The 15336-nt window shown below is 43.0% G+C and carries 13 protein-coding genes; 4 read left to right on the plus strand and 9 right to left on the minus strand.

Annotation, left to right across the window (positions count from 1 at the left end):
- Positions 1-91: 91 nt before the first annotated feature.
- Together scrK and LIZ08_RS02275 are read right to left on the minus strand one after the other, a co-directional pair.
- Entirely contained in the window at positions 92-991 is a 900-nt protein-coding gene (gene scrK, locus LIZ08_RS02270) for a fructokinase ScrK (RefSeq protein WP_003016958.1), read from the minus strand.
- 159 nt (positions 992-1150) lie between these two features.
- Positions 1151-3070 (minus strand): sucrose-specific PTS transporter subunit IIBC, encoded by a 1920-nt coding sequence (locus LIZ08_RS02275; protein WP_003008594.1) that lies wholly within the window; start codon positions 3068-3070, stop codon positions 1151-1153.
- Between the two features lie 377 nt (positions 3071-3447).
- Between LIZ08_RS02275 and LIZ08_RS02280 the strand changes: the two genes are divergently transcribed.
- Positions 3448-4902 carry a sucrose-6-phosphate hydrolase gene (locus tag LIZ08_RS02280; protein ID WP_227038178.1) on the plus strand — a complete coding sequence of 485 codons (1455 nt, stop codon included), beginning with the start codon at positions 3448-3450 and terminating at the stop codon, positions 4900-4902.
- On the plus strand, positions 4883-5848 hold the full coding sequence (locus tag LIZ08_RS02285; protein WP_049471835.1) for a LacI family DNA-binding transcriptional regulator: 966 nt from the start codon (positions 4883-4885) through the stop codon (positions 5846-5848). The genes LIZ08_RS02280 and LIZ08_RS02285 overlap by 20 nt, the downstream gene beginning before the upstream one ends.
- A gap of 71 nt (positions 5849-5919) precedes the next feature.
- Here the strand turns inward: LIZ08_RS02285 and nusB are convergent, their stop codons facing one another.
- From nusB to uvrA, 7 genes are all read right to left on the minus strand, one after another.
- Positions 5920-6351 carry a transcription antitermination factor NusB gene (nusB, locus tag LIZ08_RS02290; RefSeq protein ID WP_003008602.1) on the minus strand — a complete coding sequence of 144 codons (432 nt, stop codon included), beginning with the start codon at positions 6349-6351 and terminating at the stop codon, positions 5920-5922.
- Positions 6344-6733, minus strand: a complete 390-nt coding sequence (locus LIZ08_RS02295; RefSeq protein ID WP_003005404.1) for an Asp23/Gls24 family envelope stress response protein — start codon at positions 6731-6733, stop codon at positions 6344-6346. Before LIZ08_RS02295 ends, nusB begins: the two co-directional genes overlap by 8 nt.
- 36 nt (positions 6734-6769) lie before the next feature.
- Complete coding sequence (gene efp, locus LIZ08_RS02300; RefSeq protein WP_003005479.1) at positions 6770-7330, minus strand: elongation factor P; 561 nt, start codon at positions 7328-7330, stop codon at positions 6770-6772.
- A 165-nt stretch (positions 7331-7495) separates the two neighbouring features.
- Positions 7496-8602: an SPFH domain-containing protein gene (locus tag LIZ08_RS02305; protein ID WP_070675238.1), complete on the minus strand. Its 1107-nt coding sequence runs from the start codon at positions 8600-8602 to the stop codon at positions 7496-7498.
- An 8-nt stretch (positions 8603-8610) separates the two neighbouring features.
- On the minus strand, positions 8611-9597 hold the full coding sequence (locus LIZ08_RS02310) for a TIM44-like domain-containing protein (protein WP_125826569.1): 987 nt from the start codon (positions 9595-9597) through the stop codon (positions 8611-8613).
- Positions 9598-9653: 56 nt separating this feature from the next.
- On the minus strand, positions 9654-10721 hold the full coding sequence (locus LIZ08_RS02315; RefSeq protein ID WP_125826570.1) for a M24 family metallopeptidase: 1068 nt from the start codon (positions 10719-10721) through the stop codon (positions 9654-9656).
- A complete protein-coding gene (gene uvrA, locus LIZ08_RS02320; RefSeq protein WP_227038179.1) occupies positions 10718-13543 on the minus strand; it encodes an excinuclease ABC subunit UvrA in 2826 nt (941 codons plus the stop codon). The genes LIZ08_RS02315 and uvrA overlap by 4 nt, the downstream gene beginning before the upstream one ends.
- A gap of 121 nt (positions 13544-13664) precedes the next feature.
- On the opposite strand from uvrA, the gene LIZ08_RS02325 reads away from it, so the two are divergent.
- Both LIZ08_RS02325 and LIZ08_RS02330 read left to right on the plus strand, forming a co-directional pair.
- The gene (locus LIZ08_RS02325; protein ID WP_003005422.1) at positions 13665-14609 is read left to right on the plus strand and encodes a magnesium transporter CorA family protein; all 945 of its coding nucleotides are present in this window, start codon (positions 13665-13667) and stop codon (positions 14607-14609) included.
- 27 nt (positions 14610-14636) lie between these two features.
- A complete protein-coding gene (locus tag LIZ08_RS02330; protein ID WP_061590910.1) occupies positions 14637-15314 on the plus strand; it encodes a DUF1129 domain-containing protein in 678 nt (225 codons plus the stop codon).
- Positions 15315-15336: the final 22 nt, after the last annotated feature.

The following is a 15336-nucleotide window of genomic DNA, read 5'->3' on the forward strand; positions in this document are numbered from 1 at the left end:
CTTGCTCGACAATCCAAAAATAATTGAGAGGCTAGGACTTTTGTCCCAGCCTCCTCGCTCTTGTTTCTAACCTCTAAGAGACAATTGCTGCTTATTTTTTAAGCTTTTCGCTCACTTCTTTTGCAAGGACAAAGTTCCCCAAGGTCGCTGAACCATTGCCGGCAACTGCAGGTGTCACAATATAATCTCTCACATCAGGTACAGGGAGGTAACCGTTCAAGAGGGCAGTAAATTTCGTGCGAACACGATCTAACATATGTTGTTGAGCCATGACTCCTCCTCCAAAGACAATGACGTCTGGGCGGAAGGTAACTGTCGCATTCACTGCTGCTTGTGCGATGTAGTAGGCTTGAATATCCCATACATTGCTGTTGAGTTCAATGTTTTCCCCACGAATACCCGTACGAGCTTCGAGACTAGGACCAGCCGCAAAACCTTCCAAACAGCCATTGTGGAAAGGACAAACACCCTTGAATTCTTTTTCCACATCCATTGGGTGTTGGGCCACATAGTAGTGTCCCATTTCTGGGTGCCCAGCTCCCCCGATAAACTCACCACGTTGGATGACACCAGCTCCGATTCCTGTTCCGATTGTATAGTAAACCAAGTTTTCGATATGACCACCCGCATTGTTGCGTGCGACCACTTCTCCATAGGCAGAACTATTCACATCTGTTGTGAAATAGATAGGTACATTCAAGGCACGACGGAAGGCCCCAACGATATCTACATTGGCCCAATTTGGTTTTGGAGTCGTTGTGATGAAACCATAAGTGTTTGAATTTGGATCGATATCAATTGGTCCAAATGAACCAATCGCAAGCCCAACTAGATCCTCAAATTTTGAGAAAAATTCAATACACTTATCAATCGTCTCAATTGGCTTGGTTGTTGGAAATTGTACTTTTTCCACAACATTATAGTTTTCATCACCAACCGCACAAACAAATTTTGTACCGCCAGCTTCCAAACTTCCATATAATTTTGTCATGTTGGCTCCTTTTTTATTATGAAAAATATCCTGTATTTATTATAGCATATTTTGTAGTCAATCTTTTTCTCTTCTCTAAAGAAAAAACACACTTTTTTTGAGAAATAAAATTCAAGGACTGGAGATGATAGACCAGTCCTTGAAAACTTATTGTTTCGATTAAGCTTTGACTTCGATGATCGCATCACCCTTCGCAACAGATCCAGTTGCAACAGGTGTGACAGAAGCATAGTCAGCTGTGTTAGTGACGATCACCATAGTTGTGTCTTCAAGACCAGCTGCGGCAATTTTCGCTGCATCAAATGTACCAAGGACATCACCAGCTTTCACTTTATCACCTTGAGCTACTTTTTGATCAAATCCTTCACCGTTCATTGATACGGTATCAATCCCAACGTGGATCAAGATTTCAGCACCATTAGCGGTCTTCAAACCGTAAGCGTGACCAGTTGCAAAAGCAATGGTTACTTCAGCATCAGCTGGTGCATAGACAACGCCTTCAGTTGGTTTGATGGCAATTCCTTGTCCCATCGCTCCACTTGAGAAGACAGGATCATTCACATCAGACAAAGCAACAGCTTGACCAACGATCGGAGAGATAATGGTTTCGTCTTGAAGAGATGCTGGAAGAGCTCCAGTTGTTTCTTCTTCAATAATAGCTTCTGCTTCTTTGTCCTCTGCAGGAACTGATGAAGCTTCATCTTCATAACCAAACATATAAGTCAAACCGAAACTTAGGGCAGTTGTAAATACAACCATAAATACATATTTCAATAATTGACCGTTTAGATAGAGAAGCGTTCCTGGAATAATTGTAATACCAAATCCTGTACCAGCAAGATTTAACATAGATGCAATCCAACCACCTACTGCACCTGCTCCCAAAGCAATAACGAATGGTTTCACATAACGCAAGTTTACACCAAAGATTGCAGGCTCAGTAATACCTAACAAGGCAGAGATAGTTGCAGGAAATGCTAGAGCTTTCACTTTTTGAGATTTAGATTTCACTGCCACTGCTAAAGTAGCTCCAGCTTGTGCAGTCATAGCCGCTGTAATAATTGCATTAAATGGATCTTTTTTATCTGCAGTAATTAATTGTGATTCAAGAAGATTAAAGATATGATGGACGCCGGTAACGACAATCAACTGATGAACGCCACCAATAAGAAGACCTGCAAGACCAAATGGTAAATTCAAAATAAACTTAGTTACATTTAGTACATATTCTTCGATACTGTGGAAGAATGGACCAATAATAAACAAAGCGAGGAATGACATGATTGTCAATGTGAATAATGGAACCAATAACAAATCTAAGACATCTGGAATTTTCTTATGGAGCCACTTTTCAAGTTTCGCACCAATTAGACCAACGAAGAAAGCGGGAAGAACTGAGTTCTGGAATCCAACCACATGATGGAAGATACCAAAGTATGTTGCTGCTTTAGAAGGATCTTCCGCTACAACCCACGCATTTGGAAGTGTCGGACTAACCATCATCAAACCAATTACAATCCCAAGAACAGGATTTCCTCCGAATACTCGGAATGCAGACCATGAAATCAAGGCTGGGAAGAAGGCAAACGCGGTATCAGTTAAAATTGTTGAATAGGTATAAAAATCAGTAGATTTAAATGCATCTGCTGTTGTGCCAAACAAAGCCAAAACCTGGTCTTGAGCAATGGCACCACGAATCCCCATAAACAATCCAGTCGCAACAATTGCTGGTAGAATTGGAACAAAAACGTCTCCAAAGGTACGGATCGCGCGTTGGAACCAGTTTCCTTGTTTAGCGGCTTCTGCTTTCATTTCATCTTTTGATGATGTTGGTAAGCCAAGAGCTACTACTTCATCATAGATCTTGTTTACAGTACCAGTACCAAAGATGATTTGGTATTGACCTGAGTTAAAGAAAGCACCTTGTACTTTTTCAATGTTCTCAACAACATCTTTGTTGATTTTTGATTCATCTTTTACCATCACGCGAAGACGAGTCGCACAGTGAGCAACACTGCTAACGTTCTCAACCCCACCGATTGCATCGATGACCTGCTTTGCAATTTCTGTATTTGACATTTTGCAAAAATCTCCTTATTTTTTGTAATGTAAACGGTTAAATCGTTTCTACGTTTTTAATTGTACCACGTATTGAAAATATGTCAAGCGTTTTGCAGGATTTTTTTGAAACTTTTTTGGACTTTTTGACACCTTTTGACAGTATGAAACTATTTTCATTTTAAAACAGGCCTGTACTACGCTTTTTAGCGCTTTAAATCAGACTTTTATTTTCATTTTCTTTCATATTTTCATAAATTTTCAACTTCTCCTCTTTTCTTCAGGCTGCAAAATAGCTGTCAATCGTTTGACATTTTTTGCCATTTTTTTCATTTATCGCTTGCATTTTTAATAGGAAATCGGTACTATGGAAGTAAGAAAAAATTCGGAGGAATAAAATGGAATGGACAACTGAACGTCGTTACAGACGTTACGAAGACTGGACAAAAGAGGAAAAGCAAGCCATCCAAGATCATATGGCCAAATCTCCTTGGCATACACACTATCATGTTGAGCCAAAAGCTGGTCTCTTAAATGATCCTAACGGTTTTTCCTACTTTGATGGAAAATGGATCTTGTTTTACCAAAATTTCCCATTTGGTGCAGCCCATGGGTTAAAATCATGGGTACAAACAGAAAGTGAAGACTTGGTTCATTTCAAAGAAACTGGTGTAACGCTTCTTCCAGACACAGATCTGGATAGCCATGGAGCTTATTCCGGATCAGCCATGCAGTTTGGTGACAAACTATTCTTATTCTACACCGGAAATGTTCGTGATGCAGAATGGGTTCGTCATCCTTACCAAGTCGGTGCTTTGATGGATAAAGACGGCAAGATTGAAAAAATTGACAAAATCTTGATTGATCAACCTGCTGACTCTACGGATCACTTTCGTGACCCACAGATTTTTAATTTCAAAGGTCAATTCTACGCTATCGTTGGTGGTCAAGACCTTGAGAAGAAAGGATTCATCCGTCTCTATAAGGCTGTAGATAATGACTATTCCAACTGGGTTACAGTCGGTGACTTGGATTTTGCAAACGATCGGACAGCTTATATGATGGAATGTCCCAACCTAGTCTTTGTAGGAGACCAACCCGTTCTCCTATACTGCCCTCAAGGCTTAGATAAAGCCGTTCTCGATTATGACAATATCTATCCAAATATGTACAAGATCGGGGCAAGCTTTGACCCAGAAAAGGCCGAAATGGTCGATGTATCCGAATTGCATAATCTCGACTATGGTTTTGAAGCCTATGCGACTCAAGGATTTAATGCACCCGATGGACGCGCCTATGCTGTTAGCTGGCTAGGTCTTCCAGACGTTTCTTATCCAACGGATTCCTATGACTACCAAGGATCTCTCTCACTGGTCAAAGAATTAACCATCAAAGATGGCAAGCTCTACCAATACCCAGTTGAAGCCATCAAGAACTTGCGCGCTGAGAGTGAGGCATTTGCCAACAAGGCTCAAACCAAGAACTGCTATGAATTGGAATTGCAGTTTGAAAAAGATAGCCAGAACGAAATCGTCCTCTTTGCCGATGCAGAAGGAAAGGGCTTAGCTCTCACATTTGATCTGGCTAAAGGATTGGTCACAGTGGATCGTAGCCAGGCAGGTGAGCAATATGCCCAAGAATTCGGTACGAGCCGTAGCTGCCCAATCGCTAACCAAGCCACAACCGCTAATATTTTCATTGACAATTCGATATTTGAAATCTTTATCAATAAAGGAGAAAAAGTATTTTCTGGTCGGGTCTACCCACATGCAGATCAAAATGGAATCTTGATCAAGTCTGGAACCCCTACTGGAACTTACTACGAACTTGATTATGGTCGCAAAGCTAACTGATGTCGCCAAACTCGCCGGTGTCAGCCCTACTACTGTCTCACGGGTTATCAATAAAAAAGGATACCTGTCTGAGAAAACGATTCAAAAAGTCCAAGAAGCCATGCGAGAATTAGGCTATAAACCTAACAATGTTGCTCGAAGCCTCCAAGGAAAATCAGCCAAGTTAGTCGGCTTGATCTTTCCCAACATCAGCAATGTTTTCTATGCTGAATTAATCGACAAACTAGAACACCAACTCTTCAAACATGGCTATAAAACCATCATCTGCAATAGTGAGCACGACTCCGAGAAAGAGCGCGAATATATTGAGATGTTGGAGGCTAACCAGGTAGATGGCATCATTTCAGGAAGTCATAATTTGGGCATTGAAGATTACAACCGGGTAACTGCTCCTATCATTGCTTTTGACCGCAACCTCTCCCCAGAAATTCCGGTTGTTTCTTCAGACAACTATGCTGGTGGAGTGCTAGCAGCAGAAACTTTAGTAAAAACCGGAGCCCGAAATATTATCATGATCACAGGTAATGACAACTCCAACTCCCCAACTGGCTTGCGTCATGCGGGATTTGCATCAGTTCTACCTGAGTCCATGATCATCAATGTTTCCAGTGATTTCTCCCCTATTCGCAAAGAAATGGAAATCAAACAGATTTTAACCCACCACAAACCAGACGCTATTTTTGCCTCCGATGATTTGACGGCGATCTTGATCATGAAAGTCGCTAGAGAATTAGATATTCAGATTCCCCAGGATTTGAAAGTGATTGGTTATGATGGAACCCAGTTCATCGAGACCTATACACCTGAACTGACAACCATCCAACAACCCCTCGAAGACATTGCTATCCTCATGGTGGATCTTTTACTCCAAAAGATCGAAGGAAAAAAAGTAGCGACTACCGGTTATTTCTTGCCCGTTAGTCTCCACTCTGGAAAAAGTGTCTAAAAGCAATATCCCCTCAGTAGAAACTGTGGGGATATTTTTTACCAAAAAAAGAGCCATCGGCTCTTTTTTAATTATTCTTCTGTCACAAATTGACTGAGGACACCGTTGACAAATCGTGAAGAGGTTTCATCTGAAAAGGCCTTGGCCAATTCCACCGCTTCATTGACTGCGACGATCTGTGGTGTATCAAACTCTGTCATTTCATAAATTCCCAGACGAAGGATATTTTTCTCTACCAAGGTCAAGCGCTCAACAGTCCAGCCGGTTTTCAAATGTTGACCGATTTGTTGGTCTAGTTGATCTTTTGACTGATAGACACCCGTCACGAGATTCATGAGAAAGGCAGGAAGATCGACTTCTTTGTCTTCTGCTAGGTCCTTGTCATGTAGATAAGCAAAGCGACAAGCTTCAACAATGTCTCCATCGTATTCCAAGGCCATCAAGGCTTGGAAGGCACGCTCACGCAAATCTCGACGTGATTCTAATAAAATTTCATCAGTCATTGAGGAAGTCCTCATTAAACAAGTCTTTCAAGTCTGGTTTTGGAGATTTTTCCGTTGCGATACCAACAACGTGAATGTTGACAGCATCCAAGGTTACATCTGCCATATCATAAACTGCAGACTTAACCGCTTTTTGAATGGCTACAGCGACAGATGGTACAGCCACTCCATATTCTAAATAGAGATAGATGTCTACTGAAACTTGACCATCTTCTTCTGTATGAAGGTAGACGCCACGTCCAAGGGAGCGTTTGGATAAGCTATCTGAAACACTCTTGTTTTCAAGCGAATAGACACCCTCTACTTTTGCTGTCGCAATCGCAATAATTTTTTCTAATACACGTGGTGCAATAACGATGTCACCAAATTGTTCAGTTGCCATAGAAGTTCCTTTCTATTTGACACCCTGAGATGTCTCTTATGCACGAGAAACGTAAGTTCCTTCAGTAGTGTTAATGACCAATTTTTGTCCAGCTTCGATGAAGTCAGGAACGTTTACGACCAAACCAGTTTCCATTGTAGCAGGTTTACCAGAACCAGTCACTGTAGCACCTTTGATAGATGGTTGAGTTTCTGCAACAGTTAATTCAACAGTTGTAGGAACTGTTACACCGATCACTTCGCTTCCGTAGAATTGAATTTTTACTTCTGAATTTTCAAGGATGTAAAGCAATTCTTGTTCTACATTCACAACTGGAATTTCATATTGGTCATATGTTTCCGTGTTCATGAAGTAGGCTGTATCATCCATTTTGTACAAGTATTGAGCTGGGACAGTTTCGATAATCGCTTGTTCAAATTTTTCTTCTGGACGGTAGCTTGTATCAAATGTTGAACCAGTACGGACATCACGCAATTTCATACGCATGATAGTGTTTCCTTTACCTGGTTTGTGGTGGCTAGCTTCCAAAACGCGGATCAATTTTCCGTCAGCTGTTTCAAAAGTCATACCAGCTTTCAATTTACTTGCTTCAATCATGTTTTATTACCTCTTTTTTAAAAATAGATTACTCTTTATTGTAACACACTATTTGATTTTTCTCAAACAGCAATTTTCCCTTTTTAGGAAGGCTAGAAGGCGGAGAGAGATTGCAGAAACGAGTCCTTCGAATCTCTACATCTCCAACTCCATCTTCACAATTCCTTATTGATCCACAGGCACAATATTGCCATCCGCATCTTTGGTGACATGGACATACTTTCCATCTACTTCAATGTAGAAGGTATGAGGCTTGTCTTGAGCTGGAGAGGCTTGTTTTTGAAGGTCATTGCCAAGGGCTTGACCCAAGTTCATCCCCATGATCATGTTCATGCCATTACCACCTTCATTTTTAGCAGCTGCGACCAAGGCTTCATTGCGAGCACGACGTTCTTCGATTTCAATGGTATTGTACTTCATCGCTGCCAATTCACTGTCCAGTTTATTGACCTTGGCCATACTGTCTGCATCGTAGCTCAAATCTTCGATGAGGACATTGGTTAATTCGATACCATATAATTCTGTCCAAGTTTTGTTGACTTCGCGTTTTGCAACTTCATTGAAGACATCTTGGTCCGCATTGATATTGTAGATGTCTGCCTTATTTTCAGCCGTATATTTTGAAATAGCCACTGCAATTTTTGGAGCCAGATTTTGGCGCAAGGTTCCCTGAGCCACATCTTCCAAGGTAAACGGCTTATCTGCAGTGATTTGACGACTGACTGTACTGATGTAAAAGAGTACAGGATCTGCTACTTTAACATCATAAAGACCATAAAAACGAATGCTAAGAAGTTGTTGGTAACGGTCGCTAAAGTACTCAACTGGATTTTGGGTGCCAAATTTATTTCCTGTAAAAGGTTGCATCCGCACAAAAATAATTTCTTGTTGGGTGACCACTTGGCCTCCAAATGAGAAACGATTCTTGAACTGATCCCACGTTCCTTTCACACCCCCCTTTTCAAACAACCAGGCATTTTCACCGGCTTGCCATTCGTGGCTCCCTGCTTCTAGAAGGTCTCCTAGAAAAGTTCCATTATTGACCAAGAGAGCAACATAGCCTTGGGGAACAATGACAACAGAGCCATCTGTCAATAGGCCTGTATTTTGGTTGCTCTGACGAGAGCGCCCATCTGGATCTTTGGTTAAGAGCTGTCCCTTAATGGCCAAAGCTGTTGCTGGAACAGCTTCTGGCAAGGTAATGGCTTCCTTAAATTTACTATCTTGAAAACTTGAAATGCCCGCTGAAAGGGCTGCTTTAATAAATCCCATACATTCTCCTATCTGTAGAATTCAATTTCATCCACAACTTCGTAGACATCTAAGACCCAATCTTTTGGATTGTGCTTCAAGGATGCTTGGCAATATTCACACTTGTCGATTGAATCGATCGTCAATGGCGCACCACAGTTCGGACAGTGATCACTAACGACTTCGGAATTCTTAATGATCTCTGTCTGCGCTCCATGTTCACGGAGGAAGACCATGCGGTAAACGGTAAAGAGATCTTTGGTTGGATCCCCTTCGATCACACGGCCTGTTTCGTCATTTCGGATGTAATCTCTCATCATCGATGACAGAATGACTTCGATGCGGTCATTGCCTTCTGGATTTTCGATAAAGTCTTTGATCTTCGAATCTTCCACACGCACGCGCTCTAGAACATTGGTTGTTTTGGCACGAATATGCTCTTGCAACTGCGTCAAGTGCTGCTCATAAAGACTCGTACTTTCTAAGTTCCGCACAGAATTCCAATCTTTTTCTGTCCAGGCAGACTGCAATTGAAGATAAACCAGCTTGACTTGCGACAAGAAGCGGTCTTCATCAAACATTGGATCCAGTTTACGGATACGGCGAATCGCTTCATAGTTGTTCTCAATTGGTCGACCAGCCCGTTCTTCGGTTGTCCGTTTTGGACCACTATTTGAAGAAAATGATTCATCACTATCATTAGCTTCTTTTGCAATATTATAGATAAATCCAATCAATCCAACGATAGCAAAAATTGCTACTACACCACCAGAGTCTGTTCCAGAACCAGAACTGTAGCTACTGGATCCACCAGACCAGCTACTTCCTCCATCAGACCAACTGCTTCCGCCACCCGACCAGCTACTGCCACTATCGGACCAACTGCTACCACCACCTGAATCAATCAAGCTACTGCCACCACTATCTGTATTACCAACACCAGCATGGGCAGAAGGAGCAAATACAAATAGCAGGACTACTAGAAGAATTCCAACTATTACACTTCGTTTTTTCATAGGCCTCTTTTCTTATCTTTGTTTGTTACACAGGGGTTAAGAAAATACTGTCTATTTTATAGGACAATCAATTCTTTAGGAGCAAGGGTCAAGACTTCACAGCCTGTTTCTGTGATCAAGAGGTCATCTTCGATCCGCACACCAGAGAGACCTTCAATATAAATACCTGGCTCATCTGTTAAGACCATCCCTGCTTGAATCGCTTCTTTAGACGTTTGGCTGAAGTATGGCTCTTCGTGGATATCTAGCCCAATTCCATGACCGATTCCATGAGTAAAGTATTGACCATAGCCGGCTGCCTCGATCACATCACGTGGGATTTTATCAAAATCACGGAAGCCAAGTCCATCTTTAGCAGCATCAATCAAGGCTTGATTGGCTTTCAAAACGGTTTCGTAAATCTCTCTTTCCTTGTCGCTGACATGTCCTGCATAGATAGTCCGTGTCATATCGCTGACATAGTGATCATACAAGCAACCAAAATCAAGGGTCAAGGCATCTCCTGCTGAAATCACCCGATCACTTGGAGTCGCATGAGGCATGGCAGAGCGTTCACCAGCTGCTGAGATAATATCAAAAGATACACCAGAAGCTCCCAACTCCCGCATTCTAAAGTCGAGGAAAGTCGCTGCTTCCAACTCAGTCGTTTTCCCTACCTTGATATAGTCTAAAATATCATGGAAGGCTTGATCAGAAATGCTACAAGCTTTTTTAATGGCTGCAATCTCCGTTTTATCCTTAATCAAGCGCAATTCCATTACAAAATTCGCTAGGGATTGAAGGCTGATGCCACTGAAAACAGAAGCCATGCGGGCATGGTAGGCCACCGTCACTTCGTCCTCAAAACCAAGTTCTTTGATTCCAAGATCCTTAACGATCTCTGCAGCTGCAGTCAACTCATCGCGTGTTTCCACAATCTCTACAAAGGGGAAACAAGTCGCATGGGCATGGATGGTGTAGCGCGAATCTGTAAAGAGGACCACGCGTTCTTCTGTCACCAAAGCGGTCCCGTTTGAACCCCAGAAATTGGTCAAATAATAAACATTTTTCAAATTGTTAATCAATACCGCTTTGAGGTTTTGGGCTTTCATTTTGTTTCTTAAGTTGCTGATCCGTTGATTCATTGTAATTTTCCTTTCAAATATTGTCCTGTGTAGCTAGCAGGATTTGCTGCTACTTCTTCTGGTGTTCCGGTCGCAATAATGGTTCCACCACCGACACCACCTTCTGGTCCTAAATCGATGATATGGTCTGCTGTCTTAATAACATCTAAATTGTGCTCAATCACAAGTACTGTATTGCCATCATCCACAAAACGCTCTAAGACTTTGATCAAGCGAGAAATGTCTTCGGTATGGAGTCCGGTCGTTGGTTCATCCAAGATATAGAAGGATTTTCCTGTAGAGCGCTTGTGCAATTCAGAAGCCAACTTCATTCGCTGCGCTTCCCCACCTGAAAGGGTGGTCGCTGGTTGCCCCAGTGTTACATAGCCCAAGCCCACATCTTGGATGGTCTTGAGTTTGCGTTCAATTTTTGGAATGTGCTTGAAGAATTCGACTGCCTTATTGACCGTCATATCTAGCACTTCTGCGATATTTTTTTCCTTGTAGTGGACTTCGAGGGTCTCACTATTGTAACGACGTCCATGGCAGACCTCACAAGGAACAAAGACATCCGGCAAGAAGTGCATTTCAATCTTGATGATCCCATCTCCTGAGCAGGCTTCACAACGCCCGCCCTTGACATTGAAACTAAAGCGGCCTTTTTTATAGCCCCGAATTTTGGCTTCATTGGTCTGAGCAAAGAGATCGCGAATGTCATCGAAGACGCCTGTATAGGTCGCTGGATTGGAACGAGGAGTCCGGCCAATCGGGCTTTGGTCAATGTCGATCAAGCGATCGATATGCTCAATCCCCTGAATGGTCTTGTATTTCCCTGGTTTTTCCGAATTGCGGTTGAGCTTTTGAGCGATGGCTTTTTTCAAGATGCCATTGATCAAGGTCGATTTCCCAGAGCCAGAAACTCCAGTGACCGCAATAAATTTGCCCAGAGGAAAACGTGCTGTGATATCTTGTAAGTTGTTCTCACTGGCCCCTGTAATTTCAATAGAACGACCATTTCCTGAACGGCGCTCTGTTGGAACCGGAATCTTGCGCTTGCCGGACAAATATTGGCCGGTAATGGATTTACTATTACGAGCCACCTGCTTTGGAGTTCCCGCAGCAACGATCTCTCCACCAAAGACACCGGCACCTGGGCCGACGTCGATCAGGTAGTCTGCTTCTCTCATGGTATCTTCGTCGTGTTCGACGACGATCAAGGTATTGCCTAAATCACGCATCTTTTTGAGACTGGCAATCAGGCGGTCATTGTCCCTTTGATGGAGGCCGATTGACGGCTCATCCAAGATATAAAGGACACCCGAAAGATTGGAGCCAATCTGGGTTGCTAAGCGAATGCGCTGGCTTTCTCCACCTGACAAGGTCCCAGCTGAGCGTGACAAGGTCAAGTAATTAAGGCCTACATTGTTTAAGAAGGTCAAGCGATCTTTGATCTCTTTTAGAATCGGTCTTGCAATCGTGGCTTCATTGTCTGTTAAGACCAACTGATCCACAGCTTTTAAGTGGTCCGCAATCGATAGATCTGACACCTCCCCGATATGCATCCCTGTCTCCCCACCAACACGAACAGAGAGAGCTTGGTCATTGAGACGGTAGCCATGGCAGGTCGCACAGGTCAATTCGTTCATATAAGAGCGCATTTGGTTGCGGGTGAAATCACTATTGGTCTCACGGAAACGACGGTGAATGTTGTTTACGACCCCTTCAAAAGGAATCTCGATATCCCGAACCCCACCAAACTCATTTTCATAGTGAAAGTGGAATTCCTTGCCATTTGAACCATAGAGAACCAAGTCCTTTTCTTCTTGAGAGAGATCTGAGAAAGGCTGATCCATATCAATACCAAAATGGATCATGGCCTGCTCCAACATCTGAGGATAGTAGTTAGAAGAGATCGGATTCCAAGGAGCAAGAGCTCCTTCGCGAAGGCTTAAGCGATCATCTGGCACCACCAAATCCAAGTCCACCTCTAGCTTAATACCCAGCCCATCACAGTCTGGACAAGATCCAAAAGGCGCATTGAAAGAAAAGAGACGGGGCTCTAATTCAGGAACGGTAAAGCCACAGACTGGACAAGCATAATGCTCCGAAAAGAGCAGTTCCTTTCCATCCATGGTATCAATCACCACATAACCGTCCGCTATCCGAAGGGCTGCCTCAATCGAATCAAAGAGACGCGAGCGGATGCCCTCTTTGATCACGATTCGGTCCACCACCACTTCAATCGTGTGCTGTTTGCTTTTAGACAGTTCTGGAACCTCTGTCACATCATAGATCTCACCGTCAACTCGAACCCGAACATAGCCGTCTTTTTGGACTTTTTCAATGATATTCTTGTGCTGGCCTTTTTTCTTGCGGATAATGGGAGCTAGAATTTGCAGGCGTTGGCGCTCTGGTAATTCCAAGACTTGATCGACAATTTGCTCAACCGAAGAAGCGGTAATAGCCCCATGTCCATTGATACAATAAGGCGTCCCTACACGCGCATAGAGCAGGCGCAGGTAGTCATTGATCTCTGTTGCCGTCCCCACTGTAGAACGTGGGTTTTTACTGGTCGTTTTTTGGTCGATGGAAATGGCTGGACTCAAGCCGTCAATAGAGTCGACATCTGGTTTTTCCATATTTCCCAAGAATTGCCGAGCATAGGCCGATAAGCTCTCCACATAGCGGCGCTGACCTTCTGCATAGAGAGTATCAAAGGCCAGACTGGACTTTCCAGAACCAGACAAACCCGTCACCACGACTAATTTGTCCCGTGGAATTTCCACGTCTATATTTTTTAAATTATGGGCGCGTGCCCCATGAATGACAATTTTATCTTGCATATTCTTACTCTAATCACCTTTTTGTTAACCTCCATTATAACAAATTTTTTAGTATTCTTTTATCCAAAACTGTCCTTTTTCTGATATAATGTTAAGGTGTAAAAAAACAAGGGGAGGCACCATGAAACAGGTCTTTTTATCGACAACGACTGAATTTAAGGAAATAGAGACGCTGGAACCCGGTAGCTGGATCAACCTTGTTAACCCTTCTCAAAGTGAATCGATGGAAATCGCCTCTGCTTTTAATATCGATATTGCAGACTTACGGGCACCACTCGATGCGGAAGAAATGTCCCGTATGACCATCGAAGACGAATACACCTTGATTATCGTAGACGTTCCCATCAAGGAAGAGCGGAACAATCAGACCTACTATGTCACCATCCCTTTGGGAATCATCCTAACAGAAGAGGCTATTATCACGACTTGCTTGGAGAAATTGCCACTTCTCGATATCTTTATCAACCGACGCTTGCGGAATTTCTATACCTTTATGCGGTCGCGCTTTATCTTTCAGATCCTCTATCGCAACGCTGAACTCTACTTGTCTGCGCTTCGTACCTTGGATCGCAAAAGCGAGCAGATTGAAAGTCAATTGCACAAATCAACGCGTAATGAAGAGCTGATTGAGTTGATGGAGCTGGAGAAAACCATCGTCTACTTTAAGGCCTCTCTAAAAACCAATGAGCGCGTGATCAAGAAATTGACCAGTGCTACTAGTAACATCAAGAAATACCTAGAAGACGAGGATCTGTTGGAAGATACCTTGATCGAAACCCAGCAGGCCATCGAGATGGCAGATATTTATGGAAATATCCTCCACTCCATGACCGATACCTTCGCATCGATCATCTCCAACAACCAGAACAACATCATGAAGACCCTGGCCCTCGTTACCATTGTCATGTCCATTCCGACCATGATCTTTTCGGCCTATGGTATGAACTTCAAGGACAATGAGCTTCCGCTCAATGGCGAACCCCATGCCTTCTGGCTGATCATTTTCATCGCCTTTGCCCTCACTGGGTCTCTTGTCGTCTACCTCATCCATAAAAAATGGTTCTAACCAAACTTGTACATCAAAGGAGTAACTATGTCTCACACCGACCTTCATCAACTTAGTAAGAAAAATCAAGAATTTATCCGGATCGCCAAACACCAATTGCTTGAAAACGGAAAGACAGAGGAAGAAGCAGAAAGCCTCATCCAAGAAATTCTTCCAGCTATCCATGAAAACCAAGGAAAAGGAATTCCGGCACGGACCCTTTTTGGAGCCCCAACTGTATGGGCGAACTCTTTCAGCGAGAAAGAACGCTATGAAAAAGAGCATCCGAAATTAAACGATGCTCCCTCTCTTATGATTTTGGATTCCTTCCTCTTTATCTTTGGTGTCTTTGCTGCGATTAGCGCCTTTATGAACTTGGTCGCACCGCATCGTACTGGCTATGGTTTGATCACCTTGATTCTTGGAAGTTTGACAGGGGCCCTGCTCTTGTATCTCATGTACTACTTCTTCTATCAGTATATGGATGGCACAAAAGATCGCAGTGAGCGTCCCTCTCTTTGGAAATCTATGCCGATTCTTGTCGGAGTCATGTTCCTTTGGGTCATTGTCTTGTCCTTTACTTCCTTACTCCCACAAGTCCTCAACCCAACTATTCCAGATGTTTTTGCCATTGTTTTAGGAGCTCTAGCGCTTGTCCTTCGCTTCTATCTCAAGAAACGCTTTAATATTAAAAGTTCGAGCACAGCACCCGCAACTCGTCGCTAAAAAGAAACGGATGAAGTTTTCA

Source organism: Streptococcus sp. 210928-DFI.4.42 (assembly GCF_020554365.1).
GTDB lineage: Bacteria > Bacillota > Bacilli > Lactobacillales > Streptococcaceae > Streptococcus > Streptococcus parasanguinis_S.

Bases quoted from the DNA above. Each gene is read 5' to 3' on its own strand.
- LIZ08_RS02295 (WP_003005404.1), bottom strand. From the start codon at position 6,733: ATGGCAACTGAACAATTTGGTGACATCGTTATTGCACCACGTGTATTA.
- uvrA (WP_227038179.1), bottom strand. From the start codon at position 13,543: ATGCAAGATAAAATTGTCATTCATGGGGCACGCGCCCATAATTTAAAA.
- LIZ08_RS02310 (WP_125826569.1), bottom strand. From the start codon at position 9,597: ATGAAAAAACGAAGTGTAATAGTTGGAATTCTTCTAGTAGTCCTGCTA.
- efp (WP_003005479.1), bottom strand. From the start codon at position 7,330: ATGATTGAAGCAAGTAAATTGAAAGCTGGTATGACTTTTGAAACAGCT.
- LIZ08_RS02330 (WP_061590910.1), top strand. From the start codon at position 14,637: ATGTCTCACACCGACCTTCATCAACTTAGTAAGAAAAATCAAGAATTT.
- LIZ08_RS02325 (WP_003005422.1), top strand. From the start codon at position 13,665: ATGAAACAGGTCTTTTTATCGACAACGACTGAATTTAAGGAAATAGAG.
- scrK (WP_003016958.1), bottom strand. From the start codon at position 991: ATGACAAAATTATATGGAAGTTTGGAAGCTGGCGGTACAAAATTTGTT.
- nusB (WP_003008602.1), bottom strand. From the start codon at position 6,351: ATGACTGATGAAATTTTATTAGAATCACGTCGAGATTTGCGTGAGCGT.
- LIZ08_RS02315 (WP_125826570.1), bottom strand. From the start codon at position 10,721: ATGAATCAACGGATCAGCAACTTAAGAAACAAAATGAAAGCCCAAAAC.
- LIZ08_RS02285 (WP_049471835.1), top strand. From the start codon at position 4,883: ATGGTCGCAAAGCTAACTGATGTCGCCAAACTCGCCGGTGTCAGCCCT.
- LIZ08_RS02275 (WP_003008594.1), bottom strand. From the start codon at position 3,070: ATGTCAAATACAGAAATTGCAAAGCAGGTCATCGATGCAATCGGTGGG.
- LIZ08_RS02305 (WP_070675238.1), bottom strand. From the start codon at position 8,602: ATGGGATTTATTAAAGCAGCCCTTTCAGCGGGCATTTCAAGTTTTCAA.
- LIZ08_RS02280 (WP_227038178.1), top strand. From the start codon at position 3,448: ATGGAATGGACAACTGAACGTCGTTACAGACGTTACGAAGACTGGACA.